We start from the raw sequence: 25,294 nt of genomic DNA on the forward strand, positions 1-25,294 counted from the left end.
GCGCTCATCAGCGTTCTGCTCACTCTGTGAAATACCCTGAAACCATGAAACGATTCCTATTCGTTTGTAGCCTGCTGACTACCATCCAGACCCTGGCGCAACCCCGCCTGTTCAATGCAGACTGGCGGTTTTTGAAAGACAGCACCGTGAGCGCCGAAGGCCGCGATTTTAACGACGCCAACTGGCGGCAAATCGATTTGCCACACGACTGGAGCATCGAGGATTTGCCGGGTCAAACGCCCAATCAGGTGGTCGGGCCGTTTTCGCGCGCCAGCGTGGGGGCTACTTCAACGGGGTACACGGTGGGCGGAACCGGCTGGTATCGCAAAACATTCAAGATCAATCCCGCCGAAAAAGGGAAAAACGTCTCAATTTATTTTGACGGGGTGTACATGGAGACCGACGTCTGGATTAACGGACAGCATCTGGGCTATCATCCTTACGGTTACACGCCTTTTCAGTACGATCTGACGCAGTATCTGCTGCCACCGGGGCAGGAAAATGTGCTGGCGGTCCGGGTGAAAAACATTGGGCAAAATACCCGCTGGTACACCGGTTCCGGTATTTACCGGCACGTCTGGCTCACTGTTGCAGATCCGGTTCATCTGGCTCCGTTTGGCGTGTCCATCACAACACCAACGGTGACGGCAAAGTCGGCGCAGGTGCAGGTGGCAACTACCGTGAAGAATGCAGCCGGAAAGTCAATGCCGGTTATCGTGCAGGTCACCCTGACAAACGCCAAAGGAAAAGTGGTGGGGAGGAAACAGCAAACCCTCACGGTGCCTGTGAGCGGGCAGGTTGCGAGCCAGCAAACCATCACGGTTGCTAGCCCTCAGCGCTGGTCGCCCGAAACGCCCCATCTGTATCAGGCGCAGGTGGTGGTTTTGTCGGGCCGCAAAAAGCTGGATGCGCTGACCACACCGTTCGGAATTCGTACGATTGCGTTCAGTGCTCAGGACGGTTTTATGCTGAACGGAACGCGCTATTTGATGAAAGGGGGGTGTGTGCACCATGATAACGGCCCGCTGGGGGCGGTAGCCATCGACCGGGCGGAGGAACGCAAAGTAGAGTTGCTGAAAAGAAACGGGTTCAATGCCGTCAGGGCGAGCCATAATCCACCCTCGACCACTTTTCTGAATGCCTGCGACCGGCTGGGTTTACTCGTGATCGACGAAGCGTTCGATATGTGGCAGCGGCCCAAAAAACCGCAGGATTACCACCGGTTTTTCGACGAATGGTGGCAACGGAATCTGGAAGCCATGATTCGGCGCGACCGGAACCATCCGTCGGTGGTGATCTGGAGCATCGGCAATGAAATTAACGAACGCGCCGAACCGGCGGGGTTGGCGATGACGAAAAAACTAGCCGACGAAACCCGGCGTCTTGACCCGACGCGCCCCGTTACGGAAGCACTCTGCGTGTTCTGGGAACATCCCGGCAAGGTCTGGACCGACGCCGATCCGGCGTTTGCGTTGCTGGACGTAGGCGGCTACAATTACGAATGGAAACAGTACGAATCTGACCACCAGCGCCACCCGGACCGCGTCATGCTGGGTACGGAAACGTTCGCAAAAGAAGCTTTTCAGAATTGGCAGATGGTGGAAAAACACCCGTACGTGATCGGTGATTTTGTCTGGACGGCTATGGATTACATGGGTGAAACCGCCATTGGCCATTCGCTGCTGCAACCCAACAATGCCAAAGACAGCACGATTGCGGTTTTGCCCTGGCCGTGGTTCAATGCCTACTGCGGTGATCTGGATTTAATCGGATTCAAGAAGCCGCAATCGTACTACCGCGATGTGGTCTGGCGCAACCGACCCATTGAACTGGCGGTGCACAGTCCGATTCCGGATGGCATGAAAGAAACCGTGACCAACTGGGGCTGGCCCAACGAGCAGCAGAGCTGGACCTGGCCGGGGGCGGAAGGAAAACCGTTGCAGGTCCGGGTTTTTTCGCGCGGTCCGCTGGTCCGGCTGGAATTGAACGGGAATCTGATTGGGGAGCAGCAAATTCCGGATACCAGCATCACGGCAACTTTTACGGTGCCGTACCAAACCGGAACCTTGAAGGCAACCGCCATCGATAAGGGAGAATCCGTTGGGGTGGTTGAGCTGACGACGGTTGGAAAACCGCATCACCTGCAACTCACTGCCGATCGCGCCGTTATTCGGGCCGATCGAAACGACCTGTCGTACATTGCCGTCGAGGTGGTCGATGAGAACGGGAAAGTCATTCCCAACGCTGCGGTTCCGGTAGTGTTTCAATTGACGGGCGTGGGTGAGCTGGCGGGCGTAGGCAATGCCAACCCCACCGACCTGAGCAGTTTTCAGAAACCGGCCAAGACCACATTCCGGGGGCGTTGTCTGGCCATTCTGCGGCCTAAATCCCAAGCCGGAACCATGATGTTGAAAGCTACCGCGCCCGGGTTGGCGTCTGGAGAAATTACGATTACGGTGCGCTAATCAACAAATATTGGCTGGTTTTCAGTAGACAATTCAGAAGATTTTTGGTTTTCTTATGCAAACCTGAACATATTCGGGAGTTAGCCAATTCATGTGTTAAAAGAATGCCTATGAAACGCTATTTTGTTCTTTTTCAACTCTCTGTCCTGATTTTTCTTTGTCAATCGTGCAATTCGGCACCCGTCAGCGGCATCTACGCCGGGATTCAGTTGCGAATCAGTGCGTGGGTCGGTGGGGCTATGGAGCGGGATGATATCGTAATTTACTTTCGACCAGACGGCACGTTTACCAATGACCTGAAAGATCCTAACTGGAAAAAAACCGTGAAAGGGAAATTTAAGGTCAGTGGGAAAGAAGTGATTATGACGTATACAGACGGCGATAAGGAAACCTACGAAATCACTGAGAAAGGGAATCTGTCCGGCGGAAATTTCATTCTGATGCCGATGGAAATGAAGGCGACCATACCCGCTTCCAGCTTTAAATACACGGGCGGGTCCAGCTCGGGCGGCATCGGAACCAACCTGCCGTACGTCGGCACATTCAGCCAGAACCGAATCCATTTCGACGGGAAAGGGAATTTTAGTCATTCGCGGCACAGCACGGTGATGGTTTCAGGGGATAACATCGGTGGTGGAACCAATAATAAGAATGAGGACGAAGGGACCTACACCTATCAGGATGGAATGCTCACCCTGAAATACAACACTGGAAAATCTCAGACTCAGAGTTTCTTTTTTACGAAAGACGGTGAACAAATTGCCGCAATGAACGGCCGGATTTACACCAAGGACGACGGAAAAGAGAGTAGTTCCAGGAAAAAGGAAAAGCCGGCCGTCAACTTGCCAACGGCCTCGGAGCTGGTAGACAAGGCCCGGGAAGCACACGGTGGAAAAGCGTTGGATGCCATTCAAAACCTGAAAGTTATTTCGCAATCGCGCGGTATTTTGATGGTGACGCAGTCCGATTACCAACAACCGCGTACGATGGCCGAGGCCCGGGCGTCTGGAAAAAGGGTTTATGCGGAATATTGGGATGGGCAGAAAGGCTGGTCGTGGTTGCAGGGAAAAAAGACACCCCTGACCGACGTTCGGATCCGCGACAAGGAAGCCAACCGGTACGCGGGTTTTTCCGGGCTGCACGCAGAACGGATGGCTACGCTGCGGCAGGGTGACGTGGAAGCCTTACGCAACGGCGGTTATGCGCTGACGTACCGCAAGGATGGCGCGCAACTCAAACTTATGCTGGATGCCAAGTACCGGGTGGTTGGTGAGGAGCTGCCGTCGGAGGGCAAAAGAACGACCGTTCGGTACGAGAACTTCCGCACTGTGAAGGGCGTCTTGCTGCCCTTCACAGAAGTTCAAACCCAGGGTTCGCAACGCAACGAGATCCGGGTTACCGATTATTTTATCAACGAATTGGAGGAAAAAGACTGGGCTGAACCGACTGGACTCAACTGATGCGGCCTACCCAAACTCGGGTGGTGTTCGATCTGTTTTACCGATTTGTTATGTGATCGGCCGGGCGTCAGCTGAGGAGGAGACCAGGTATGTGCTTGTTGTCGTCTGCCAATGGAGCCATGATTGGGCTGGTAGTATCCGCTTTTTGGTACAAATAACCGGGTATAAAACCGCCTTTCGTTATTGACTTATTTTGCGAAATCGAAAACGGTTTTGCACTGAATGGATTGCTCATAAAAAGCCGGATGACCAATGTCTCCCGGCTTTTTTGATGTATTGCTAACCGGTTATCGGACAGTCAGATGAATTCTGGTTCAGGCCGGATTTTAAATGTGAACGGAACGACCGTTATCCCGCCAAAATAAAAGTGCGCAGCTCCGAAAAAAATCTTTGTTCTTTCGGAACCTAACAACGGCTTCTACGCTTCAATTTGACCGTTTTTTAACGAGTTGAGAGCCGTTCCAGCGTCTACGCCTTTTATACGTTTTCCGACCATTCGCATATATTAAATTATTTTTAAATATTTGGTTATTCGAGTGGAATTCAACGGATTCAGGAAATCTTTGTCACCTTCTTTACTTAAAACACTATGCTAAATTTTTACTCAATTGCTCCACCAGTGGGAACTCATTGGCGGAGATTCTGTGGCATCTTGCTGACGTTCGCCGTCCTGGCGTTCGAAGGGAAAAGTCAGCCGGTAGCGACTGCTAAAATGCCGGCTGCGATGGGCCAGGAAAAGGCCGCTGAACTAACCGTTAGCGGCCGGGTCACGGACGCAACGACCAACGAAGCGCTGGCGGGCTGTAGCGTTGTGCTGAAAGGGACGCAACGCGGCACCACGACCGATGCCAACGGCGATTACCGGATTGCTGTGCCCGACGCCGGAGCGGTGTTGGTTTTTGGATTTATCGGATTTACGTCGCAGGAGATTCCGGTCAATGGCCGGACTTCGATCAACGTGTTGCTGAAAGGCGCTGCCTCGGAATTGTCGCAGGTGGTGGTAATCGGCTACGGCAGCGCGTCCAAAAAGGACATGACCGGAGCCGTGAAGTCAATCAAAAGCACGGATTTCAACAAAGGCATTATCAACTCGCCGGAGCAACTGTTGCAGGGCAAAGTTGCGGGTGTCAATGTGACTTCTGCCAGTGGTGAACCGGGGAGTAATCAGAGTATTACCATCCGGGGGCCGGGTGGTGTTCGCACGGGAAGTACGCCCTTGTTTGTACTCGACGGGATTGCCCTCGACAACTCCAGCACGGGCGGAGCGACCAATCCGCTGAACTTTCTGAATCCGCAGGATATTGAGTCGATTGATGTTTTAAAAGATGCGTCGGCGACGGCTATCTACGGTTCGCGCGGAGCCAACGGGGTGGTGCTGATTACCACCAAGAAGGGCAAAGCCGGATTTTCGACCTTCAATATTTCGTCCAGTGTAGGCATTTCGCACCTGACGCGGGCACTGCCGGTTTTTTCGGCGGATGAGTTCCGGCGGCAGGTTCCGGCGGTTGGTGGCGTTCTGGAAGATTTAGGAGCATCGACCGACTGGCAGAAGGAAATCACACAGACCGCATACACCCAGAATCACAACCTGTCATTTAGCGGTGGATCGGATAAACTGACGTATTACGGTTCGTTCGGGCTTCAGAATCAGGATGGTATCATCAAAAATAGCAAGCTCAACCGGTATACGGGCCGCATTAATGTGTCGCAGAAATTCCTGGAAGACCGCCTGACGGTGGATGTCAACCTCAACGCCAGCAGCACCTACAACCTGCGGCCACCTACCGAAGGCCTGATTGGAGGAGCCATTTCGACCAACCCGACCTTACCGGCTTACGATAGCAAAGGCGAGCCGTTTCAGTACCAGGCCGGAACCAATCCGCTGATTATTCTGAAGCTGGATAAAGATGTTACCACGACGAATCGGGTAGTGGGTAACATTTCTCCTTCCCTGAAGATCACGAAAGATCTGGTGTACAAGCTCAACCTGGGTGTCGATAACGCCAATTCCGTGCGCGATCTGCAATCGCTGCCCAACGCGGTTCCACTGCGGGATGGTCGGCTGGAAACGTATTACAAAACGAATCGTAACGTGCTGGTTGAAAATTACTTCACGTATACGTATTCCAATACCAAGCACAACCTGACGGCTTTGCTGGGGCATTCGTACCAGAAAATTTTCGTACAGGAGCGCATGTCGAGCATTAACAAGTTCCCGATTTCGCCCATTGAGCCGATTTACAACCCCGGCCTGGGGCAGGAACTGACGCTGGCGAACAACAAACCGGCCGGTTTTGCCTACGAAAATGAGTTGCAATCGTTTTTCTCACGCGTCAATTATCAATATAACGATAAATATCTGATGACGGCAACGGTGCGCGCCGACGGCTCCTCCAAATTCGGGGCGAATAATAAATACGGTATTTTTCCCTCGTTTTCGGTCGGCTGGCGGTTGTCGGAAGAAGAGTTCCTGAAATCAGGGCCGTTCTCGGATCTGAAACTTCGCGCCGGTTGGGGCCAGACGGGTAACCAGGAAATTCCGTCGAAAATCACGCAGGCGCTGTTTACCTCAACGGTCTCGGCCGGAACCAGTTATCCCTTAACGCCAACGGGTCCGTATCCGGCGGGAACGTCTTACGCCCGGCTGGCCAATCCGGACATTCAGTGGGAGGTGTCCTCTCAAACGGATATCGGGCTGGATTTTGCCGTGTTCAAAGGCGCGTTGTCGGGTTCGGTCGATTATTTCCGGAAGGTGTCGAACAACATTCTGCTCGAAGTGATTCCGGCGGACCCCGTTCAACCGGCGGGTACATTCTGGACTAATGTTCCGAACATGACGATTACCAACCAGGGCGTCGAATTGGATTTGAATTACCGGTACGCCAGCCTGAGCGGTTTTCGATTTGACGTTGGTGGAAACATTACGTTTATCGACAATGAAGTAAACAATTCGCCCTACACCGTCATTGCATCGGGCAGTGCTTCCGGCTCCGGCCTGACCTCGGCCACGATCAACGGCTACATCAACGGCCACCCCATCGGAACGTTTTTCCTGAAAGATTTCACCGGTTTTGATGACAAGGGGATCAGCACGTTCCGCGATGTAGACGGCGATGGTATCGTGACGGACAAAGACCGGGTGGCGGTTGGTAGTGCTCTGCCGACGAAGCAGTTCAACCTGAACGGTAATGCGGCTTACAAAGGATTTGATCTGGCGGTCAACTTCAACGGCGTATCCGGTAACAAAATCTACGACAACACGGCCAACGCCAACTTCTACAAACTGCGGTTGTCGAAAAGCCTGAATACCACGCCCGAAGCCATCGAGTATCCGAACGAATCGGTCAACAACTCGGCTCCGGTGTCGAGCCGCTACCTGAAAAACGGTTCCTTCTTCCGGTTGAACAACCTGTCGCTGGGCTACAACCTGAATCCGAAACTGCTGGGTATCAATCGCTGGGTTTCCGGCATTCGGTTGTCGGCTACGGGCCAAAATCTCTTCGTGATCACGAAGTACGACGGTTTTGACCCGGAGGTAAACACCGACCGGACGGTCAACGGTATTTCGTCTTACGGGATTGATTACCTGAGTTATCCGAAAGCCAGAACGTTCGTGCTGGGTCTGAACCTTTCTTTCTAATTCCTCGCAATCATGAAAAAAACAGTTATAATTATTTTGATGATGGCCGGTGCGTATGTGTTGAACGGCTGTACGAATCTGACCGAAAATGTGCTGGATGAAGCTTCGGCTTCGGGCCTTTCCGACCGCCAGGCTGCCGACGGAATTGTGGCGCCGATTTATGCCCGCTTGCCGGATATCTTTCTGCATACCAACTATTTTGCACTTCAGGAAATTACGACCGACGAAGCTATTCTGCCGTACCGAGGGGGAACCGATTGGGGGGATAACGGGATTTACCTGGCCTTGCACCAGCACACGCATACCAGCACGGATCCCAACCTGCGCAATACCTGGAATTTGATTTTTCAGGGAATTTCACGCGCCATCACTGCCAGCACGACGCTGCCGACACTGAACGATCCGGTAACGAAAACCTACCTGGCCGAAGCGCGGGGAATGCGGGCGTATTATTCGATGCTGACGCTGGATTTGTTTGGATTGGTGTTCGTGAAAGACGATCTGGCCGTCAACTCCACCATTCTGCGCGGTGAACAGGCTTTCGAATACATCAAGAACGAACTGCTGGCCGTGGAGCCGGATCTGGAAACTACCGTCGGACCCGGACGGTTGACGAAAGGGGCCGCTTGGGGGTTGCTGGCTCGCTTGTACCTGAACGCGGCCGTGTACAGGGATCGCTATGCTGCGCAGTTCAATTTCAAGCCGGAAGACATGGACAAGGTGGTGGAATACTGCGATAAGATCATTAACTCGGGGCAATACCAACTATCACGGGATTACTTTTCGATCTTCAACTCGGACAACCACGACAACAAGGAGCTGATTTTTGCGGTCGATCAGCGGGCCGATCTGAACGGCCATAACCGGATGGCGTATTTTTCACTATCGGGCGACCAGTTCGCGATTCCGGCTTACCCGAATGCCAACGGAACTGACGGCCCCGGCATCACACCCGATTACTACCGGACCTGGGTGAATGCGTACGCGCCCCAGGACCCCGCATCGGTCGATCCACGGTTTTACAAACAGAACCTCTCCATTTACTCCAATCCGGCAGATTCCTGCGTCGCCGAAGCCAATTTCAATGTCAACCGGGGCATCCTGCGCGGGCAGCAGTACGGTTTGATCCGGCGGAACGGCGTGTTCTTGAAATGTGCGGATGGCAGGTTCAAAGTTGGCAAGTTATTCCACGACACCCGAAACCGTCCGACGCAGCCCGTCGAATTCACGGAGCAAATCGATTTTACGGTAGCGGGAAGCAACTACAACACGGGGTACCGGGTAGAGAAATACGAGTTCAGCAAGAAGTCGGTGAGTGGCCGGAACTTCGGTGAAGCCGATATCATCATTCTGCGGCTGGCGGAGGTGTATCACATGCGGGCTGAGGCCAAATTGCGCAAAAGCAACGATGCCGCCAGTGCCCTGGCCGACATCAACCTGGTGCGGGCGTCGCGGACGGCCACAGCGCCCCCCCCGGCCCTGACTTCCATGAGCCTGGACTTGTTGTTCCGTGAACGTGGCTTTGAGTTTTACTGGGAAATGCTGCGCCGGACAGACATGATCCGGTTTGGCAAGTACGAGGGAACGTGGACGGAGAAAACCAACACCGATCGGCAAAAGCGGATCTTTCCGATTCCGCAGACGGCCATCGATGGCGCGTCCAACATTCCCGGCTATCTGATGCAGAACGCGGGCTATTGATCGAGTTTTCAACAAAGGGTCGTTGCTGGATTATTCAGCAACGACCCTTTGTTGAAAACCGTTGGTTTGAAACCGCTTTTACGAGTTAACTTCGGCCTGCTTCGTTTGAAGCGCTTTGCGAACTGCTGGCGCTACTTTTGTCCCAAATAACTCGATGGAATGCATGATTTTGGCGTGCGGCAGTTGGGCTCCGCCAATCACCTGCGCCAGATAGCGGGTATTTTTAAACAGTTCGTGGAAGTGCAGAATCTTATCGATGACCTGCTCCGGGCTGCCCACCATCAATGGGCCATATTTCCGCATGTATTCGTATTGTTCCCGACCGAGCGGTGACCAGCCACGTTCCCGACCAATCCGGTTCATCATGGATTCGTACGCTGGAAAGAGGTCATTGGCTGCCTGTTGCGACTCGTCGGCCAGGTAAAAATGGGAGTTGATGCCCAGCGGTAATTTCGAAATATCGTGACCGGCTTTCTGGGCCGATTGCCGGAACAGGTTGACAAACGGCACAAACCGGTCTGGGGTGCCGCCCAGCAGCGCCAGCGTCATTGGCAGGTTCATCGTGCCGGCCCGTACCGCCGAAGCGGGGGTGCCACCCACGGCGAGCCAGACCGGAAGCTGAGCCTGGTAGGGGCGAGGATAGACGCCGAGCTGGTGAATAGCGGGACGAAACTTGCCCTCCCAATCAACAATTTCGCTTTGGTTGATGGCCAGGAGGAGGTCCAGTTTTTCGGTAAACAGTTCGTCGTAATCTTTCAGGTCATAGCCAAACAACGGAAAGGACTCGATGAACGAACCCCGACCAGCCATGATCTCAGCCCGCCCGTTGGAAATCAGATCCAGCGACGCGAAGTTCTGGAAAACCCGTACCGGGTCCGCCGAGCTCAATACCGTGACGGAACTCGACAGCCGGATTTTTTTGGTTTGGGCGGCTGCCGCGGCCAGAATCACTTCGGGGGCCGATACCATGAAGTCGGGGCGGTGGTGTTCGCCCAGGGCGTAGACATCCAGTCCGACTTCGTCGGCCAGCTTGATTTCGGCCAGCAATTGCTGCATACGCTGGTGGGCGTTTACCGCTTTTCCGGCTACGCCATCGGGTTGTACTTCTCCAAAGCTACTGATTCCTAATTCCATGCGACATCTATTTAAAGAGGTTGTTATTGCCTACGGCATCAATTGATGTATCTACAACAGAATTAGCGAAAGAAAAGTTGATCTGGTTGTTTTTGTTTGATAATCAAGTGTTTGTGTATTTTTTTTGCGGATCAGGTCGCTATGCTAACGGATTGCCACTCGGCGACAGAGGGAATTGGGAGGCTAACTCCTGCTTATTGGCCCAGCTGTAAGACATTGGCACCCAACGGTTCTTCCTTCACGCGTTGCAACGGTTTGTCATGAATCGTAATCAGAATTTCGACCGAGCCGGTACCCACCGTGGCCGACAGCATATGACCACCATAAGCCTGAAAGCTGCGGTCGGTGACGACGCCGTGGATGTGCAGCGACGGTTTTTGGTCCTGCCAGGCAATGGAGCCGGTCAGGCTGGCCAGTTCGACATCCTCAAATTTTCGGGGATTATATTCCTTCGTTTTCTGATCGAAATAACCGAATGTGACATTGACAAAGCCCATGCCCGTGAAGTTGGCAGACGGTATTTTTTCCGTTTGGGCAAGGCTTTCCAGTTGGGCAAATACGTCATCGCCCTGACGCAATACCATTAGATAACCCGCCGGAACTTTGACATAGCGTTTGGGAGAAGCTGATTTATTGCCTTGAGCCTTGACCGAACCGGCCAATAAAATCAGCAGAAATAGGAGGAAAAGACCTGATAGCGTTCTCATTATGTCGTCAAATCCTCACTCTTCAATGAGCTTTATCGAAGAGTGAGGATACCGTTTTGTTCTGCCTCTTGAACCTGCTGGTTGCTTAAAAGTTTATTCACAGGCCGAAAGAGCAGGAAGGCTCAGCCGGATTTATGGCGTTACAATGACTTTTCCGACGGTTTTCCCGGTTTCCACCTGCAAATGAGCGTCGGCGATCTGGTCGAACGGAAAAGTTTTGAAAATGTGCGCTTTGAGAATGCCCTGGTTGAGCAGGTTGGCCAGTATTTTCATGTCGGCTCCATTGGACGAAACCATGAACGGAAAACCGTTGATCCCTTGAGCGGCTGCTTTTTCGGCAACCTGGTCATTTTTGCCGCTCGGAATGCTGATGATGGTGCCGCCCGGTTTAATCACCGGCAGCGACCTGTCAATGTTGTCGCCCCCAACCGTATCAAAAACAAAGTCAACATCGGACGTGGCCTCTTCCAGTTGTTGGGATTGGTAATCAATGTGCTCGTCGGCTCCCAGACTCAGCACAAAATCCCGGTTGGCGGCCGATGACGTTCCGATGACGTATGCCCCCCATTGTTTGGCAAGCTGCACAGCAAAGTGGCCCACACCACCGGCTGCGGCATGAATCAGGACTTTTTGGCCGGGTTGGATCGGCCCCTGACTTTGCATGCCTTGCCAGGCCGTCAGCGCGGCCAGGGTAGCGGCTGCGGCTTCTTCATGCGAAATGCTGGCGGGCTTGAGCGCCAGCTGCGAAGCTGGAGCGGCTACAAATTCGGCATATGCTTTGCCGTGACCGGGGAAATGGACCATGCCAAACACGGCGTCGCCCGCTTTAAAATCCGTGACCTGGCCACCCACTTCAGTAACGACTCCGGAAATGTCCCAACCCAGAATGAGCGGACTAACGTCTTTCAATCGCCCGGCAACGCCCTTGCCCGCCCGGGTTTTTACATCGACGGGGTTGATGCTGAAGGCTTTTACCTGAACCAGCACTTCATCGCTTTGAATCGTGGGCGTGGGGATGTCGGTTGCAGTGAGTTGGTCAACACCGCCAAAACCGTTTAACAAAATTGCTTTCATAGTGGTGATCTTTGAATGATGACGCAAACTTATACCGCTGAGATTGATGTTGTGTGGTATATATTTTCTCTTTTTTGGTAAATTGGCGCCATGCTGAAAGAAAGTCTGCACGAACCGTTCAAAATCGTTTATAAGACGCTGGACGAATGCCCGAAGCTGGAGCACCAGCATTCCTTTTTCGAGTTGGTGTACGTTTTGTCGGGCACGGGTCGGCAGTGCATCAATCAAAATCAGTTTAACTACCACGCCGGTCATCTGTTTCTGATTACGCCGGACGATTGCCATGCGCTTTATATTGAAACCACATCGGAGCTGTTTTTCCTGCGGTTCAACGACATTTACGTGCAGTCGGGGGCGTTGCAAACGGGTAGTATTCAGCGGCTGGAGTATATCCTGCAAAATGCCAACCACCAGCCGGGCTGTATTCTGAAAAATCAGTCGGATAAAAAACTGGTACGGCCCGTGGTGGAAGCCATCATTCGGGAGTACGAAAACCGGGATTTGTACAATCAGGAACTGATTCGGCAGCTGGTCAATACGCTGATTGTGGTTGTGGCCCGCAACATAGCCAACTACATGCCCGAGCAGGTGAGTGCGAAAACTGAAGAGAAAGCACTGGATATCCTGAATTACATCCAGAACCATATCTATGAGCCGGAGAAAATTCGGGCGGAAGCCGTAAGCCGTCATTTTGGCATTTCCGAAACGTACCTTGGGCGGTATTTCAAGAAACACACCGCCGAAACCATGCAGCAGTACATCACCAATTACCGGCTGAAATTGATTGAAGTGCGCCTAAGGCACAGCGACATGCGCATCAATGAAATTGCGCAGGAACTGGGTTTTACGGATGAAAGTCACCTGAACAAGTTTTTCCGCAAGAAGAAAGGGCACAGCCCGACGGCCTTTCGAAAAGTACTGGTACAGGAGGGATTCTAACAGTCACTTCCAACTATGGTTTTACCCACAAAACCTGTCAGGTCTGCAACAAACTATTGTTCAGCATGTCCAGATTTCTCACCGAGCGCCAGCAGATACAGCGAAGCACCGGCGACCAGAAAGGTTAATTCGAGGGTAAAAACCACCCAGAGCGTCGCCGACGGTTGGCCGGCAGACCAGAGTCGGTATCCCGTTCCTAGCAACCCGATGGCAGCAAAAGTAACGAAAAAAAACGCCAGTGTCATGGCAAGGGTAGTCACTTTGATGGGCCGCTCTGCCTGAAGGGATAGTGGCTTACTTGTTGTCATCGTCTTGTTGTTTGTGGGCAATCGTGAATCGTCAGCTCGTTGGCCGGATGGCATTTGCGGACGTTATGCAACAAAGTAAGCGGGTTGAGAAATGGCGGCTCAATGGGCGGGAAACGAAGAGACAAAAAGCGCTTGGCAGCATCCCAAACCGCCGGGAGAATAGACAACTGAGCAAACGGTTGAGCGGGCTGCCCGAACCCCGATCAACAGAAATTTGGACAGCCCGATTGGCGCAAAGGTCAGTTAGCAAACCTGAATTACGTCGATACGCAGCAAGGCTCCCAGTTTGACCAGCTTTGAGGCAATATGACCGACGCCGACGGCACAGTGGTGGGCCGGACCGTGGCTGTTCCAGGCTTGGACAAACTGCCGGGCACCGGGCGAAAACCGGTAACGGCTGTTTGTGTTGCCAATTTGCAGAATGGGCCCCGGAACGGATTCTCCTTCGGCCACCAGCAGACTGATTTTTCCGTTGCCATTTTCGACCACCGACAACAGCGTGACGGGGCCGTTTTTGACCGACATTTCCACCGAAAGTCCTTTACCCACTTTGCCGTGGTAAACATACAGCGGACGAACCTTGGTTTTGCATTCCGCAATCCGGATGTGGCCCGGCCCGTCGTGACCCATCAACACTACATTGTCGGTAAAATCCATGGCGTAGTATTCGGTAAAGGAGCCACCCACCCCAAAGCTGTCCATGATTTTCATGGCCTGCACGTTTTTGACTTCGTATTCGCCAGCCACCGGAATACCGCGCGCTGTCAGCAACGAGTTGCCCAGAATCACCGAGCTCATCGTATCCTCGTTGGCCGGGTTGCCGCTGCCTTTGTGGTAATAGGCCAGCGAACCCAACCCGTGGGTTGCCACCAGCTGATCCAGCGCAACGGAGGTGCGGGCGGCCCGGTCGAGTTCTTCGGGGGCGCAGTCGTCCTGCACATCGAAGGTTTCGCTGAAAAGACGGATTCGTGCCTGAATCTGTTCCGGCGAAACGGCTTCGCGCAGGGCCGAGAGTTCGTCTACCTCCACAATTTTCATGTGGCCGCCGAACGTGGCGCTTTGCAGCGTCAGGTCCGAATAAATGTCGAGCATGCCGCTGTAGTAATTGCCCATCAGGCCCAGGCAGTTATGCGCCATCCTATGCGCCACCCGCCCGGCCTCGATCCATTCGTCAATTTCCTGCCAGCCTTCGGGGTCATTTTCGAGCATACCAGTAACCTGCTGAAATGGAATGTTGGCCCGCCGGAACACATTGGCAATCTCCGGCACCGGGCAGGCCGAGCAGTAGGCCAGCCATTCGCCGGTCATGCGGGTGCGGTCGTTCAATTGGTTGAACCACTCGTATTGAATGGCGGGTTCGGGGGAAAGATTCAGAATGATGACCGGCACTTTGGCCCGCTGCACCACCGGCAACACCGTAGCCGAGAGCGCGTACGTCGTGACGTAAATAAAGAGCAGATCGATGTCGGCCTGCCGGAACTGGTGACCGGCTACCAGCGCTTTTTCCGGGGAGTCGACCAACCCCAGGTTAACAACGTCAACATCCGGCCGGCGAAACCGCTCTTCTACCCGCAGGAGGTAACCTTTCAGACGTTCTTCCAGGCCGTCAAATTGCGCCCAGTAGGTGTCGAGGCCAATGCCAAACAGGCCAATTTTAAAGGGGAAAGACGGGAGGAGAGAAGGGGATAAAGAATGCAATTGCTGATCAGTTTCGATGCGGGGGTTCGTCTGCATGAGTAAAAGGGTTCGTCGAAATAGCACGTGAATCGGGACGGTTTTGGCGCAGTCCCGGCAATGAATTTTCAAATCTCCTAAAAAAAATAAAAAAACAGTAAGTGTTTTTCCGGGGCCAAATCGTCTCCGGGTATTAAACCCTGAATTTTACCTTTTGACACCAATTCTATACATTCACCAACATGGGAGAGGTTAGACGTTTATTGCCGGATCCGGATTGCAGCGATGGACATCCGTTTTCGTTCGGAGAGCACCCTCCCCAGCGTCCAGCGGCTTTGCTGGATGTTGAACGATTGATTCACAGTGCATTCAAGCAGAATCCGGATGCGGGGATGGCACTGCTTTTTCAGCATTATTACCAACCCTTGTGCAGCCACGTCGTCCGGTTTGTTTCTTCCAAGGAAGTGGCCGAGGATATTGTGTCGGATATTTTCTACGAGTTTCATGCCGACCGGCTTTATAGTACCATCACCAGCTCGTACCGGGCTTTTCTGTTTACGGCCGTTCGAAATCGGGCTTTTGACTACGTGCGGGCCGAGATGAAACGGAATACCTCGCTGGACCAGGCCGAGCGAATTTCGTTTCCCATTGAGCAACAGCCCGATTCCGTCACGCAGTTTGAAGAGTTGTATCACGATGTGGAGAAGGCGATTGATGCCATGCCGGTGAAACAGCGAACCGTCTACGTCATGCACCGGTTTGAAGGCCGGAAATACGCCGAAATCGCTTCCGAACTGAACCTGTCGCTCCGAACCGTTGAGGTGCACATGTACCGGGCCATTCACCACGTCCGGGCCTTCCTGAAAGACAAATGGCTGATTTTGCTCATCAGCCTCTGTCAGTATTCGCAATAAGACCACAAGCACTTCCTGAATCGTGTGTCAAGCCGCCCGACGGGGAGCGCTGAACCACGCCTGAATTATGAAAACGCAAGTAACCAAGGAATTACTATTCAATTATTTCGCCGGTCGAACATCTGCTTTTCAGAAGCAGCTGATCGACGAGTGGGTGAAAGATGCGGATAACCGGGAGCAATTTTATACCTGGCTGGAAATCTGGGAAAGCCAGCATCCGCAGTACGTAGCCAACGTCCAGGCCGCAATGGAACGCCACCAGCGCCGGATGGTTCATTCGCCGGAAGAGGAGACAAGTCGTCCTGACCCCATTGGCGCTTCAGGGCGGTTTTGGGCGCGTCAACGCCGGTCGTCCTGGATCACAGCGGCTACCGTGGTGCTGGCTGTGGGCCTCGGATGGGTGTTCCGGGAGACGTTGCTGAATGAAACGTATTCCACCGCTTTTGGTGAAACCCGCCAGCTGGTGCTGACCGATGGCAGTGAAGTTGCGCTGAATGCCAATTCCAGCCTGAAAGTCCCCCGGTTTGGATTTGGGTCGCAGACGCGGGAAGTCGAGCTAACGGGCGAAGCTACGTTTTCGGTTCGGCACACACCGGATCATAAACGGTTCATTGTCAAAACCACCCGAAACTTTGAAGTGGTGGTGCTGGGGACCGAATTTACGGTTTATAACCGGGAACGGGGCGGTCGGGTAGTGCTGAACAAAGGCAAAGTTCGGCTGCGGTATCAGGAAGGCCAGTTGCCCCGGGAGTTGCTGATGAAACCCGGTGACCTGGCAACGCTTGAACGCCGGAATGGTCCGGTGCAGTTGCGGCAGCTCAGTCAGCCCGAAAACGCGTCGGCCTGGCGCGAAAACCGCTTTGTCTTCGAAGAAACTCCGTTGCAGGAAATCGTCCACCTGTTCCGGGAAAATTACGGACTGGAAGTTGAAATAACCGACCCTGAACTGGCGTCGTGGACCGTTTCGGGCTCTTTCACCGCCCACAATGCCGATGAATTGCTGGAGTCACTGATGGATGGCTCCGAACTGACGTATAAGCGAGAGGGTAACCGCATCATCATTACCGAGCCTGCCAACTAACTTGTCTCTCCATAAACCCATGAAAAAAAGAATACCACTTCTGTTGGCCCTGCTGATTGGCATCATCCAGCCCGGGCTGGCGCAGATGCTGGCGAAAGCACAGACGGCGGCTCGCCAGCCCCAAACCGTCCGGCCCGAAAACCGTCAGTTGAAGGAAACCCTCCGGGACCTGAAAAACCATTACAAAGTTGATATCCTGTTTTTTGACCGGATCGTAGAAGGGTACCTCGTCTCGCCGGATGCGGTTCGCTGGGAAGATCGGCTGGAGACTAACCTGGAGACGGTGCTGAAACCGTTTGGGTTAGGCTACAAGAAAAACCGCAATGGCGGCTACGTCATCACTGGTAAAGGAACGCAGGGGAGGGCGGAACCAACGCCGAATCGATTTCCGGAAACCGCTGTCGCCCGCCCGGTCGAAAACCGACCCGTCGAAAATCTGATTTCGGTCGGAACGAACTCCAGTCTGGCGGAAAAACCGCAACGTAGTGAGGTGACGGTGCAGGGCCGCGTGACCGACGGTGCCAAGAGTGATGGGCTGCCCGGGGTGAGTATTGTCGTGAAAGGATCGCAGCGGGGTACCACCACCGACGCGGAAGGGAACTACCGGCTGGTTATTCCCGGCCCGGATGCGGTGCTGGTGTTTAGTTTTGTCGGCTACGAACCGCAGGAAGTGCTGGTGGGTGGCCGAACCGAAATCAATGTCGGGCTGAAACCGGACGTAAAGGCGCTGAGCGAAGTGGTGGTTGTGGGTTACGGGGTGCAGAAAAAGACCTCGGTGACCGCGGCTGTTTCGGCCATGAAAGGCGAGGAGATTGCATCGGTGCCGGTGACGAACCTGAGCAACGGACTGGGGGGGCGGCTGCCGGGGGTGATCGTCAAACAAGGATCGGGCGAACCCGGGCGCGATGGGTCAAATATTTACATTCGTGGTATTTCATCGACGGGTGCCAACCAGCCGCTGCTGATTGTCGACGGGATTCCGCGCAATTTTCAGCAACTCGATCCCAACACGATTGATAGCTTTACCATTTTAAAAGACGCGGCCGCCGTGGCACCCTACGGGGTTGCGGGGGCCAACGGGGTGGTGCTGGTCACCACCAAACGCGGAAAAACCGGTACGCCCTCGCTGACTTACAATGGCTATGTCGGTTTTCAGAATCCCACCGTCATGCCCAGCTACCTGCACGGGTACGATTTTGCGGCATTGAAAAATGCGGCTGCCCAGTACGCTGGCTTACCGCTGCCGTATTCGGAGGACGCCCTTCAGAAGTTCAGAGACGGTTCGGATAACGATGCGTACCCGACCGACAATTACGTGGAAAGGCTGGTCAATCGGAATGCCACCATCACCACGCACAACATCGAACTGTCGGGCGGAGCCGAACGCATCCGGTATTACGCCAGTCTGGGCTATCAGTACCAGGCGGGTATGTGGCCATCGACCCAAAATCAGCGGTATAACCTGGCCATGAACCTGGACGCGCAGGTGACCAAAACCACCAAGATTTCATTCAACCTCAATGGTCGGCTCCAGCGGGCCCAGTATCCGTCGATCGGAACGTCGCGTATCTTTGAGTTGATTGGCTACGCCCATCCGCAAACCGGCCCGCTGTATTTCAGCAACGGTATGAACGGAACGTACGTCACCGGAAGCATTTACGACAGCGGTTACCAGAAAACCAACACCACGGCGTTGTATTCGCAGCTGTCTGTTGAGCAGGAAATACCGTTCATTCCGGGACTGATGGCGAAGGGAACCATTGCTTATGATCCAACGATGGTCATGGATAAAATCTGGACCACGCCGGTCCGTATGGCGAGTGTGAACACCGCGCAAAAACCGTACGTATTTACCGACGGTATTTTTGGGCAGGCCAAATCATCGTTGAGTCAGAGTTACAACCAGACGCAGCAGCTGACCTACCAGGCTAGCCTGAACTACACGCGTTCGTTTGGCAAGAGCACCGTCGGAGCGCTGGGCGTTTTTGAGGCCAAAGCCAACAACGGGCTGGTGCTGGGAGCCACGCGCCGGAATTTTAACCTGAACATTGACGAGCTGGACATGGGCAGTTCCAGTCAGGCGGATATGACGACCACCGGAACCTCCAATTACGCCCGGCAGATGGGCCTGGTATACCGGGTAACCTACGACTATGCTGATAAATACCTGGTAGAAGCCAGCGGGCGGTACGACGGCAGTTACTTCTTCGCGCCCGAAAACCGTTTCGGCTTTTTTCCGGCGTTCTCGCTCGGCTGGCGGTTGTCAGAAGAGAATTTCATCAAACAGAATGTTCGCTGGATTGACAACCTGAAACTCCGGGGATCGTACGGCGAAGTGGGCGCGCTGGCCGGCAGTGCCTTTCAATACATGAGTACCTACAGCGTGGCGGGCCCGGCCTACGTCATTGGGGGCAATGCCGTTCAGGCCATCCGGGAGCGCAACCAGCCCAACCCGAATATTACCTGGGAGCGGGCCAAGAAAACCGATGTCGGTATTGAGGCTACGTTGTGGAAAGGGTTGATCAGTCTGGAAGCCGATTATTTCTACGAGAAACGCTCCAACATGCTGGTGAATCCGGATGTGATTGTGCCTTCCGAGTACGGCATCGGCTTGAGTCAGGTCAACGCGGGGGTCATGCAAAACCAGGGGGTGGATCTGTCCATCGGATCCACGTATCGGTTCGGGTCAGATCTGCGGGTGTCGCTCAACGGGAACTTCACCTACGCCAAAAACAAACTGTTGCAGGTGTTCGAAGCCGCAGCTACCTACAATAACCTCAACCGGCGGCTGACCGGAAAACCGCTCGGAACGCAATTTGGCTTTCAGTCGGTCGGCTTTTTTCAGCCGGGTGATTTTGACGAAGCGGGTAACCTGAAACCCGGCATTGCGGTGCAGCCCTGGGGTAAAGTGCAGCCCGGTGACATTCGCTACGAGGACATCAACAAAGATGGCAAAATCAATGACGATGACCTCACGCAGATCGGCGATCCGGTGGCGACCCCCCGCATTATTTACGGGATTGCGCCGAACGTGCAGTATAAAGGATTTACGCTGGATTTGCTGTTTCAGGGTGCGGCCAAAACCAATTTTTACTACCAGAACGATGCCGCCTGGGCTTTCTTCAACGGCATGGGGGCGCTCGAAGATAACCTGGATTACTGGACGCCCGAAAACCCCAACGCCCGCAACCCGCGGATCACGGCGGCTCCAACCACCAACAACACCCAGCGGTCTTCTTTCTGGATGGGCGATGCCAGTTATCTGCGGTTGAAAAGTGCCATGCTGGCCTATTCCATTCCGGCGGCCATTACCCAGCGAATCAAGCTGCAAAACGCGCGGGTATTTGTGGCCGGGCAGAACGTGCTAACCTGGACGAAGATGCGGAATTTCGACCCGGAAGTGAGTGAAGTGAACGGGCGAAATTATCCGCAGCAAAAAGTAATTTCCGTTGGTCTGAACCTGACGCTTTAACCTCAACCGACCCTCACACCCTATGAACCTGCCTAATCGTAATAGCTTCAGCAGCAAGGTGATTTTGCTGCTGGCGGCCCTGGGAATCGTTTCCTGCAACCGTTTTCTGGAAGTCATGCCCCGCGACCAGATCGCCGATGATATCGTCTGGACGGATCCGGGCACCGCCGATCTGTTTTTGAACAATGTTTACTCCGGATTGCCGGGGCCCTTCAACACGTTCGATCCGTGGGAAAATTTTACGGACAACGCCATGAATGGCGTCAACGGTCAAACAAGTCGGGTTTTATACGCCAACTCCGTTTACACCCCCAGCAATACGCCCCACTATTGGGCCCAGTACACCAATATTCGCCGGGCCAATTTATTCATCGAGAAAGTAACGGCGTCGAGCCTGCCCGATGCCTGGAAGAAAGTCAAGCTGGCCGAGGCCCGGTTCCTGCGGGCGTATTATTACCACCTGCTGTGGACGGCTCACGGGGGCGTACCGATCATTACCAACACGCTGAATCAGAACACGCAGGGCGATGAAATTTTCCGGGCGCGAAATACAGACGAGGAAACGTACAAATTTATTGTGGATGAATGTGCGGCTATTGTGGATGATCTGCCGCTGAAAGCTGAAGCGAGCCGGGTTTCCAAAGCGTCGGCCCTGACCCTGAAAGGCTGGTGCGAACTGTACTGGGCGAGTCCGCTGAAAAATACCGCCAACGACAAAGCCCGCTGGGCGCTGGCGGCTGCCACCAACAAAAAAGTGGTCGACCTGGGTTCGCACAGCCTGTTTGCGGATTACGAAACCATGTTCTACGAGGGCAATAACAACAACGTCGAGGTGATTTTTGCCAAGCAGTATCTTGGCGGAACGGCCCTGGGTGGCGGTCGCGAAGGGTTGCAGGGCCCTTGGATTGTGGGCGGGGTGCAGCGGGCGTACGGTGGTGTAGATCCGACGCAGGAACTGGTGGATGAATATGCGATGGCGAACGGGTTGCCGATTTCCGATCCGGCTTCGGGCTACGATCCGCAAAAACCGTATGTAAACCGCGAGAAGCGGTTTTACCAGTCGATTGTGTACGATGGCTCGACCTGGGTGGGTGCCGAAATGGTGATGAAACAGGGCGTCGGTAGTCGGAATGCGACGGATTTGAGTAATACCAACGAAGCGACCAATACCGGCTACTATTTGCGGAAAGGCCTGGACCCGAAATACGCCGTCAACGGCAATCACCAGTTGAGTAGTGCCAGCTTTATTATTTTCCGTTTTGCCGAAGTGCTGCTCAGTTATGCCGAGGCCCAGAATGAGGCCGTGGGGCCGGATGCGTCGGTGTATGAGGCCGTTAACAAAGTGCGGGCGCGTTCGGAATTGCCCGCGCTGAAAGCCGGATTGACGCAGGCCCAGATGCGGGTGGCCATTCAGCGGGAGCGCCGGGTCGAGCTGGCGTTTGAAGAAAAACGCTGGTACGACCTGTTGCGTCTGAAACTGGCGGAAAAGAACCTGAACGGAACGCTTCACGCCATGAAAATTGAACAGGTTGGCGGTAAGTGGACGTACACCGTGATTCCCGCACCGGATGGTTTACGAACGTTTTTTGCCAACCGAAATTACGTACTGCCCATCCCGCAGTCGGCCATGAACCAGAATACAAAATTGACCCAAAACCCGAATTATTGATGCGCGTGCGTAACAGGAAGACAAAGCAATGGAGTGTTTACAGTCTGGTCGCGGTATTGGCGTTTGGGGCATTCGCCTGCCAGAAAAAACCGGCCAGTTCGGGTATTTCGCCGGAAGAAGCGCTGAAGACCTTTGAACTCGAACCCGGTTTTCAGATCGAGCTGGTGGCCAGTGAGCCGCTGGTGGCCGATCCGGTGGCCATGGAAATTGACGAAGACGGACGGTTTTACGTGGTGGAGATGCACGGTTATCCGCTCGACAAAAGTGGCACCGGAAAAATAAAACTGCTGACCGATACCGACGGCGATGGCCGGATGGACCAAAGTACGGTTTTTGCCGATGACCTCGTGTTGCCCACCGGCATCATGCGCTGGAAAAAAGGCGTTCTGGTAACCGACGCGCCCGATGTTTTGTACCTGGAAGATTCCGATGGCGATGGCAAAGCCGATGTGCGCGAAACGATTCTGACTGGTTTTGCCCTCTCCAATCCGCAGCATAACGTCAACAGTCCGCTGCTGGGGCTCGACAACTGGATTTACCTGGCGCACGAATCGGCGGTGACGGCGCAGGTTTACAAGGAGGAGTTTGGCGACCGGGGCAGCGACATTCTGTACCCGAAAAAACCGGATGGTATTCGGCTCCCCGACAATGCCAGCGGCCGTAGCGTCCGGTTTCGGCCTGATCGCTACGAACTGGAACCCGTCGCGGGCAACACGCAGTTTGGCCATTCGTTCGATGCCTGGGGCAATCGGCTGCTCGTCAGCAACGCCAACCACGCCTACCACGAAGTGATCACGACGCCTTACCTGACGCGCAATCCGGACTTGCTGGTATCGGACGTGACGCAGTCGATCTCGGACCACGGCAATGCGGCTGAAGTGTTTCCGATTACCAAAAATCCCATGCACCAGCTGCTCACTGATGTGGGCGTCATCACCTCGGCCTGTGGCATTACGCACTACCTGGGCGGGGCGTTTCCGGCGAAATACGACAGCGTAACCTTCGTGGCCGAACCGGTGAGTAACCTGATTCATTTTGACAAAATTACCGATAAAGGCGCCAGTTTTACAGCCAGCCGGGTTCAGGCGCATAAAGAGTTCCTGGCCTCGACGGATGCCTGGTTTCGGCCGGTGAATATGTACATCGGGCCAGACGGGGCGCTGTATGTTGTTGATTATTACCGCCAGATTGTGGAACATCCCGAATGGATGGCCGACGATGTGGTGAAGTCTGGTGCGTTGTACAACGGCACGGATCAGGGCCGGATTTACCGCATTACGCCCAAAGGAGCCAAGCCTGCCGGCTTTAATAAAAATTTGCTGGGTAAAGCGACCAATGCCGAATTGATTCAAAAACTGGCGGATAAGAATAGCTGGTGGCGTCGGCACGCGCAGCGGCTTTTGCTCGACCGGGCGACTCCGCAGGACGTGGCTGCGCTGGAAAAAATGGCCCAGAATCCGGCTTCCCCATTGGGCCGTCTCCACGCGCTCTGGACGCTCGAAGGGCTGGAGAAACTGCGCCCCGAGCTGATTGCTTCGGCCTTGAAAGACCCGGTTCCGGGCGTACGCACCAACGCAATCAAGCTGGCTGAACTGCATTTGAAAACCGCCCCGGTCCTGATTCCAGCCCTGCTGTCGATGCAGGCCGACGGTGATCCGAAGGTACGGTTTCAGTTGCTCTGTACGCTGGGATTTGTGGATACCCCCGCAGCCGCTGCAGCCCGGCAAAAGCTGCTCTTTACCGATATTGATGATCAGTGGGTGCAGCTGGCGGCTTTGTCGGCCCCATCGTCCCAGCACGGCGATTTGCTCAATGCGGTTTTGGCGCGGTATAAATCCGATGTGCCAGCTTATGGTTCGCTGGTGGAGCGGCTCAGTGCGATGGCCGGGGCGAGCCAATCTCCGACGACAATCCACACTTTATTACAAAAAGCCGTTGCTCCGGTTTCGGCGGGTCAGGAAACCTGGCAACCGTCACTGATCAAAGGCATCGGGCAGGGGTTAAAACGACGGAAAGAAGCACCAGCTGAGAATTTACAGGCTGAACAGGCGTTGTTGCTGCAATCTTTTTTCGATCATCCGTCGGCTGCCGTCCGGTCGGCCTGTCTGAAAGTGTTGCAGGTAACCGGTTTGCCCGAAACGGCTCAGGCAACGGCGGCTTTACAACGGGCTGCGCAAGTGGCGGGGGATGCGAACAAAACCGTAGAGCAACGCTCGGAAGCCGTTGGCTTGCTGGCCTTGCACCAACCCGAAACCCAGTTGCCGCTCCTCAAAAAACTAATGGCACCAAACGAACCGCTCTCGGTGCAGGTGGCGGCTTTGCAGGCCCTTAGCGCCATTCCCGACGAAACCGTGAGCCAGTATGTGCTGCAACAGTGGCCCGTGCTGACCCCCGACATTCGTGAACCAGCCATTGCAACCTTTTTTGCCGGTTCGGAGAAGGTTAGACCGGCACGTATCAAGCTACTGCTGGATGCCGTTGAGAAGGAAATTATTGATCAGAACAGCATCGGCTGGCCCCGGAGTGTCGGGCTCATGGCCAATTCGGACAAACAGCTGCGGGATCGGGCCCGGGTGTTGCTGACAAAGCGGGATCAGAAACGTGACGAGGTGATTAAACAATACCAGACGGCGCTCGATCTGCCCGCCAATGCCGAAAACGGAATGGTGGTGTTTCAGCAGAATTGCGCCCTGTGTCACCAGATTGGCAGCTCCGGGGGTGTCGCGTTCGGACCGGACCTGGCCACCATCCGCAACCGCCGGCCCGCATCCATTATGGGCGATATTCTGAATCCGAATCTGTCCATTGCCGACGGATACGATCTGTGGACGATCCAGCTGAAAAACGGAGAAACCGTACAGGGTCTGATTTCCACCGAAACGCCAACGGCACTGACCCTGCGCAATCAGGGCGGGCTGGAAACCACCATCGCCCGGCAGGACATTGAATCACTGAAAGCCATGAATATGTCGGCCATGACAGCTGGGCTGGAAAAACAGATTAATCCGCAGCAAATGGCCGATCTGCTGGCGTACATCCGGCAGGCGAAATAGGTA

The 25,294-nt window shown here is 54.3% G+C and carries 15 protein-coding genes; 10 read left to right on the plus strand and 5 right to left on the minus strand.

The genetic code is table 11. From position 1 onward, the window contains the following. Positions 1-44: 44 nt before the first annotated feature. The 4 genes from ACYVH9_RS08335 (at position 45) to ACYVH9_RS08350 (ending at position 9,266) form a co-directional block, all read left to right on the plus strand. Positions 45-2,465: a glycoside hydrolase family 2 TIM barrel-domain containing protein gene (locus ACYVH9_RS08335; RefSeq protein ID WP_460635841.1), complete on the plus strand. Its 2,421-nt coding sequence runs from the start codon at positions 45-47 to the stop codon at positions 2,463-2,465. Positions 2,466-2,575: 110 nt separating this feature from the next. Beyond that, positions 2,576-3,925, plus strand: a complete 1,350-nt coding sequence (locus tag ACYVH9_RS08340) for a hypothetical protein (RefSeq protein WP_460635842.1) — start codon at positions 2,576-2,578, stop codon at positions 3,923-3,925. A 712-nt stretch (positions 3,926-4,637) separates the two neighbouring features. Further along, positions 4,638-7,565: a SusC/RagA family TonB-linked outer membrane protein gene (locus tag ACYVH9_RS08345; protein WP_460636461.1), complete on the plus strand. Its 2,928-nt coding sequence runs from the start codon at positions 4,638-4,640 to the stop codon at positions 7,563-7,565. Between the two features lie 12 nt (positions 7,566-7,577). Then, entirely contained in the window at positions 7,578-9,266 is a 1,689-nt protein-coding gene (locus ACYVH9_RS08350; RefSeq protein ID WP_460635843.1) for a RagB/SusD family nutrient uptake outer membrane protein, read from the plus strand. A gap of 78 nt (positions 9,267-9,344) precedes the next feature. Here ACYVH9_RS08350 and ACYVH9_RS08355 read toward each other — a convergent pair whose 3' ends face one another. The 3 genes from ACYVH9_RS08355 to ACYVH9_RS08365 form a co-directional block, all read right to left on the minus strand. Beyond that, the gene (locus tag ACYVH9_RS08355; protein ID WP_460635844.1) at positions 9,345-10,400 is read right to left on the minus strand and encodes an LLM class flavin-dependent oxidoreductase; all 1,056 of its coding nucleotides are present in this window, start codon (positions 10,398-10,400) and stop codon (positions 9,345-9,347) included. A 194-nt stretch (positions 10,401-10,594) separates the two neighbouring features. Continuing rightward, positions 10,595-11,107 (minus strand): PPC domain-containing DNA-binding protein, encoded by a 513-nt coding sequence (locus tag ACYVH9_RS08360; RefSeq protein WP_460635845.1) that lies wholly within the window; start codon positions 11,105-11,107, stop codon positions 10,595-10,597. 132 nt (positions 11,108-11,239) lie between these two features. Continuing rightward, complete coding sequence (locus ACYVH9_RS08365; protein ID WP_460635846.1) at positions 11,240-12,181, minus strand: NADP-dependent oxidoreductase; 942 nt, start codon at positions 12,179-12,181, stop codon at positions 11,240-11,242. Between the two features lie 90 nt (positions 12,182-12,271). Between ACYVH9_RS08365 and ACYVH9_RS08370 the strand changes: the two genes are divergently transcribed. Further along, complete coding sequence (locus tag ACYVH9_RS08370) at positions 12,272-13,120, plus strand: helix-turn-helix domain-containing protein (RefSeq protein WP_460635847.1); 849 nt, start codon at positions 12,272-12,274, stop codon at positions 13,118-13,120. Positions 13,121-13,173: 53 nt separating this feature from the next. On the opposite strand, the gene ACYVH9_RS08375 is transcribed toward ACYVH9_RS08370, so the two are convergent. Then, complete coding sequence (locus tag ACYVH9_RS08375; protein ID WP_460635848.1) at positions 13,174-13,428, minus strand: hypothetical protein; 255 nt, start codon at positions 13,426-13,428, stop codon at positions 13,174-13,176. Positions 13,429-13,671: 243 nt separating this feature from the next. Further along, positions 13,672-15,162 carry an arabinose isomerase gene (locus ACYVH9_RS08380; protein WP_460635849.1) on the minus strand — a complete coding sequence of 497 codons (1,491 nt, stop codon included), beginning with the start codon at positions 15,160-15,162 and terminating at the stop codon, positions 13,672-13,674. 182 nt (positions 15,163-15,344) lie between these two features. On the opposite strand from ACYVH9_RS08380, the gene ACYVH9_RS08385 reads away from it, so the two are divergent. From ACYVH9_RS08385 to ACYVH9_RS08405, 5 genes are all read left to right on the plus strand, one after another. Next, entirely contained in the window at positions 15,345-16,016 is a 672-nt protein-coding gene (locus ACYVH9_RS08385; RefSeq protein WP_460635850.1) for an RNA polymerase sigma-70 factor, read from the plus strand. A 67-nt stretch (positions 16,017-16,083) separates the two neighbouring features. Further along, positions 16,084-17,097 carry a FecR family protein gene (locus ACYVH9_RS08390; RefSeq protein WP_460635851.1) on the plus strand — a complete coding sequence of 338 codons (1,014 nt, stop codon included), beginning with the start codon at positions 16,084-16,086 and terminating at the stop codon, positions 17,095-17,097. Between the two features lie 19 nt (positions 17,098-17,116). Next, positions 17,117-20,569: a SusC/RagA family TonB-linked outer membrane protein gene (locus tag ACYVH9_RS08395; protein ID WP_460635852.1), complete on the plus strand. Its 3,453-nt coding sequence runs from the start codon at positions 17,117-17,119 to the stop codon at positions 20,567-20,569. Between the two features lie 22 nt (positions 20,570-20,591). Next, positions 20,592-22,238: a RagB/SusD family nutrient uptake outer membrane protein gene (locus ACYVH9_RS08400; RefSeq protein ID WP_460635853.1), complete on the plus strand. Its 1,647-nt coding sequence runs from the start codon at positions 20,592-20,594 to the stop codon at positions 22,236-22,238. Then, complete coding sequence (locus tag ACYVH9_RS08405) at positions 22,238-25,291, plus strand: PVC-type heme-binding CxxCH protein (protein WP_460635854.1); 3,054 nt, start codon at positions 22,238-22,240, stop codon at positions 25,289-25,291. Before ACYVH9_RS08400 ends, ACYVH9_RS08405 begins: the two co-directional genes overlap by 1 nt. Positions 25,292-25,294 lie beyond the last annotated feature (3 nt).

The organism is Larkinella harenae, from assembly GCF_054780515.1.

What these genes read in the sequence shown, in the direction of transcription:
- ACYVH9_RS08335 (WP_460635841.1), top strand. Translation starts at nt 45, where the DNA reads ATGAAACGATTCCTATTCGTTTGTAGCCTGCTGACTACCATCCAGACC.
- ACYVH9_RS08340 (WP_460635842.1), top strand. Translation starts at nt 2,576, where the DNA reads ATGAAACGCTATTTTGTTCTTTTTCAACTCTCTGTCCTGATTTTTCTT.
- ACYVH9_RS08345 (WP_460636461.1), top strand. Translation starts at nt 4,638, where the DNA reads ATGCCGGCTGCGATGGGCCAGGAAAAGGCCGCTGAACTAACCGTTAGC.
- ACYVH9_RS08350 (WP_460635843.1), top strand. Translation starts at nt 7,578, where the DNA reads ATGAAAAAAACAGTTATAATTATTTTGATGATGGCCGGTGCGTATGTG.
- ACYVH9_RS08355 (WP_460635844.1), bottom strand. Translation starts at nt 10,400, where the DNA reads ATGGAATTAGGAATCAGTAGCTTTGGAGAAGTACAACCCGATGGCGTA.
- ACYVH9_RS08360 (WP_460635845.1), bottom strand. Translation starts at nt 11,107, where the DNA reads ATGAGAACGCTATCAGGTCTTTTCCTCCTATTTCTGCTGATTTTATTG.
- ACYVH9_RS08365 (WP_460635846.1), bottom strand. Translation starts at nt 12,181, where the DNA reads ATGAAAGCAATTTTGTTAAACGGTTTTGGCGGTGTTGACCAACTCACT.
- ACYVH9_RS08370 (WP_460635847.1), top strand. Translation starts at nt 12,272, where the DNA reads ATGCTGAAAGAAAGTCTGCACGAACCGTTCAAAATCGTTTATAAGACG.
- ACYVH9_RS08375 (WP_460635848.1), bottom strand. Translation starts at nt 13,428, where the DNA reads ATGACAACAAGTAAGCCACTATCCCTTCAGGCAGAGCGGCCCATCAAA.
- ACYVH9_RS08380 (WP_460635849.1), bottom strand. Translation starts at nt 15,162, where the DNA reads ATGCAGACGAACCCCCGCATCGAAACTGATCAGCAATTGCATTCTTTA.
- ACYVH9_RS08385 (WP_460635850.1), top strand. Translation starts at nt 15,345, where the DNA reads ATGGGAGAGGTTAGACGTTTATTGCCGGATCCGGATTGCAGCGATGGA.
- ACYVH9_RS08390 (WP_460635851.1), top strand. Translation starts at nt 16,084, where the DNA reads ATGAAAACGCAAGTAACCAAGGAATTACTATTCAATTATTTCGCCGGT.
- ACYVH9_RS08395 (WP_460635852.1), top strand. Translation starts at nt 17,117, where the DNA reads ATGAAAAAAAGAATACCACTTCTGTTGGCCCTGCTGATTGGCATCATC.
- ACYVH9_RS08400 (WP_460635853.1), top strand. Translation starts at nt 20,592, where the DNA reads ATGAACCTGCCTAATCGTAATAGCTTCAGCAGCAAGGTGATTTTGCTG.
- ACYVH9_RS08405 (WP_460635854.1), top strand. Translation starts at nt 22,238, where the DNA reads ATGCGCGTGCGTAACAGGAAGACAAAGCAATGGAGTGTTTACAGTCTG.